Annotated in this window: 5 protein-coding genes; 1 reads left to right on the top strand and 4 read right to left on the bottom strand. The window is 67.5% G+C overall.

Annotation, left to right across the window (positions count from 1 at the left end; translation table 11 throughout):
• The coding region (locus tag ABD056_RS22600) for a hypothetical protein (protein WP_343870541.1) at positions 1–763 on the bottom strand (763 nt) is incomplete at its 3' end.
• Positions 764–765: 2 nt separating this feature from the next.
• Positions 766–1032, bottom strand: coding sequence for a hypothetical protein (locus ABD056_RS22595; protein WP_343870539.1), 267 nt, complete (start codon positions 1030–1032; stop codon positions 766–768).
• Positions 1033–1110: 78 nt separating this feature from the next.
• Between ABD056_RS22595 and ABD056_RS22590 the strand changes: the two genes are divergently transcribed.
• Positions 1111–1359, top strand: coding sequence for a helix-turn-helix domain-containing protein (locus tag ABD056_RS22590; protein WP_343870537.1), 249 nt, complete (start codon positions 1111–1113; stop codon positions 1357–1359).
• Positions 1360–1376: 17 nt separating this feature from the next.
• Here the strand turns inward: ABD056_RS22590 and ABD056_RS22585 are convergent, their stop codons facing one another.
• On the bottom strand, positions 1377–1721 hold the full coding sequence (locus tag ABD056_RS22585) for a hypothetical protein (protein WP_343870535.1): 345 nt from the start codon (positions 1719–1721) through the stop codon (positions 1377–1379).
• A complete protein-coding gene (locus ABD056_RS22580; protein ID WP_343870533.1) occupies positions 1718–2569 on the bottom strand; it encodes a helix-turn-helix domain-containing protein in 852 nt (283 codons plus the stop codon). Before ABD056_RS22580 ends, ABD056_RS22585 begins: the two co-directional genes overlap by 4 nt.
• Positions 2570–2981 lie beyond the last annotated feature (412 nt).

The raw sequence follows: 2981 nt of genomic DNA, 5'->3' as shown, positions 1-2981 counted from the left end.
CGGCCAGTTCACGGGCCAGCTCGGGCTCTTCGCTCAGGTCCAGGCCACGCAGCTTGTCGCAGGCCTCGGCCAGCGGCTCGGCGAGGCGGCGGACCTCGCGCAGGCGGTGCGCCACGTCGTCGGCGCTGCGGGGGAACCACACCCGGCCGAGCGGGGTGTTTTTCAGCTTCCAGCCGTGTTCGGGCTTGATGCCCAGGCGGTCGAGGGCACGGCCGGCGCCGATTTCGGTGCTGGCGTACCCATGGAACCGGCCGCCCTGGAAGACTGGATGGGTCGCCTGGCCCTGTTGCCGCTGCAGGTGGAAGGGCCGGAACGGCGGCCCTTTCAAGTCGACGACGATGAAGCCGTCGTGCACCTGCTTGCCATAGTGCCACCTGTCGTCGCGGATCGGCTCGAAGTGGGCGCCAGTGATGCGGACGTCGGCGGTCTCGACGATCCAACGGGCGTGCGCGTCGATCTCCTCCGGCGACAGGGTCTCGCCCTCCTTGGCTGGCCGGGCGATCTCATCGACGACGGGCAACGTGTCCGTCTCGTAGAGGCCGAGGCCGTCGCCGGTGACGATCTCCAGCAAGAAGGACGCCGTCTCCCAGCTCCTCGTGGCGTGGGTGTAGGTCGGGGCCACCTGAAGGGCCTCCCTGGCCTCGGCGGCGGCGATGAGGCGGTCGGCCAGCTCGGGGGCGAGGCTGTGGAAGCCGAGGGCGATGCGGTGGTTCACCTGGCCGCGCTGGGGGCGGACATCATGGCGGTAGGCATGGAGCTTCATGATCAGACATCCTGATCGGCGGCGGAGCCGCGCAACGTGGTCTCACGGCAGACGATGCGGCCGCGTGGCGTGTGGATGGTGTAGGAGAAGGTTCCGGTGAAGGGGCAGCGGCTGATGCCGACACCCCAGCCGTAGCGGATGGGGCGCCCGAGCACTGTCACCGGCTGGCCGACCCGGTAGGCGGCCGGGACATCCGCCGACGGCGCCACGGGTGAGCTACGCGCCGCGCGGACGGCCTTGAGATTGATGATGGTGGCGAGGCGGCTCATCGGCATGCTCCCTTGCTCATTTGATACCTGAGGTATAACATGAGATGAGCTAAGGTGCAATACCTGAGGTATCATTTCATGACCAGCGAGCAAGTCCGGGCGGCCCGAATGCTGCTTCGGTGGGAGCAAAAAGATCTCGCCGAGCGGGCTGCCATCTCCCTTCCCTCGATCAAGCGCCTGGAAACTCAACCGGGGCCACTGAAGGCGCACGCGGGGACGATCCGGGCCATTCAGGAGGCCTTTGAGGACGCTGGCGTCGAGTTCATTGCGGAGGGAGAAACAAGCGCCAGTGCCGGCGCCGGCGTGCGCCTGAAGGCTGGAGCCTGAGGAACGGCGGCGGATCATCAGCCTTCTCCCCCGTCGTCAGCCTCGATCGTGACCTTCCAGCGCCGCCCGTCGACGACGACGGAGCGCACAGCCTTGTTCTGCCGTCCCCTCGGCGCGGCCCCGGGCGCGGCGCTCTGGCGTGCCTGCCGAGCCGCCTCTACCTCGACGGCATCAGACCCGTGGATCTGCGCGATCTCGGCCAGCGACAGCGGCCCCTGCCCTCGGCTCACCAGCAACGCTTGGTGCTCGCGGACGGTCAGCGTGTTGATCTGGAGACCGGAGCAGCGCCCAGCCTCAACGTCGTCGCGCGTCCACCTGGGCTGATCGACGACGGGCGGAATAGGGGGCGGTTGCTTGGTCATGACCCGTGCCCTCCGTCGACAAGGCGCCGCAGGCTGTGGCGGACGGTTTCGGCCAGCTTGGGATGGCGGAGCATGGACCGCAGGTAGCCGGCGCGCCGCTTCACCTCCTGTCGTTCCATCACCACCACGGCGGCGGCCAGCGCCGCCCATCCGTGCCGGGCGAGGGCCTCGGTCCAGATCCCGCTGGACAACCCCAGCTCACGCACGAAAACGCCCACGGCCGCCGTCAGCCGGTTCAAGGCCGGCCCCGGTGGTCGTGGGCGTTGCAGGTCGATCAGGTCATGGGACGACAGCAGCCCCTGGAGACCCGGCGAGGCGTGGAGCATGAGGCTCACCAGCTCGCCCGCGGCGGCCGCTTCGGCGACCTGTACAGAAGCCGAAGGCTTAGGAGTTCCACTGTAGGATTTCAGGGGGACAAACTTGTCCTCCCTGCCGGACTCACTCGTCCGGCTATCGGCGCCGGCATCGTCGCGTTCGGCATCGGCTTGGCGCCGGGCCTCCCTGCCCTCTTCCGCCACCCAATCGACGGCGCGCCGCAGATCGGCCAGCCGCGCCGCAACCGGCGCCAAGTCTATGCCGGCCTCGGGTCGGCTGCGGCGGTTGCTGGCGGTGTAGCGGCGGACGATCCAGTGGTTGGCCTCCAGCAGGCTCAGCAGGCGGCGGATGCCGCGCTCGCAGGTGCCCATCATGGCCGCCAGCCGGGCGTTGCTCGGCACCACCCGCAGGCGGCCGAGGCGCCACCGGTCGTCGCCGTGGACGTGCTCGACCAGCAACGCCAGCAGATGCACCGCCGCCGGCGTCAGCGCTGGCGTCAGCACCTTCACGCCGCGCAGCACCAAGCCGGTCACCGACGCCGTCGTGACACCTGGCGCGCGAGCCTGACGGGCCGAAAGGTCAAGTTGTGGGTAAGTCTCCGTGCGCCGAGCAACGCCGGCAGGACATGAGATTGATTTCATGCATGATTTCGGCCTCAACCCCGAACGGCTTGATGCTTGACAACAGCCGTCCTTCGCGTAGAATTGGCTCACATACAGAGAGTTGGGCGTGTTCTACACGTCAGAGACCCCGCAGCGCCAACTGCGGGGTTTCGTCTTTTTGGGCTGATAAGGTGAGCCGCCTCCTTTTTGGAGGGCGCTCTACCACAATCCACTTGTGGATGAATCCAGAAATCCTGTATCAAGTTTCTCATACAGGAAATCGGGAGGTGGTTGCGGGGGCAGGATTTGAACCTGCGACCTTCAGGTTATGAGCCTGACGAGC

Source organism: Caenispirillum bisanense (assembly GCF_039523075.1).
Classification (GTDB): domain Bacteria; phylum Pseudomonadota; class Alphaproteobacteria; order Rhodospirillales; family Rhodospirillaceae; genus Caenispirillum; species Caenispirillum bisanense.
The sequence above is the reverse complement of the archived record's forward strand: the minus strand, read 5'-3'. Positions and strand labels throughout refer to the sequence as shown.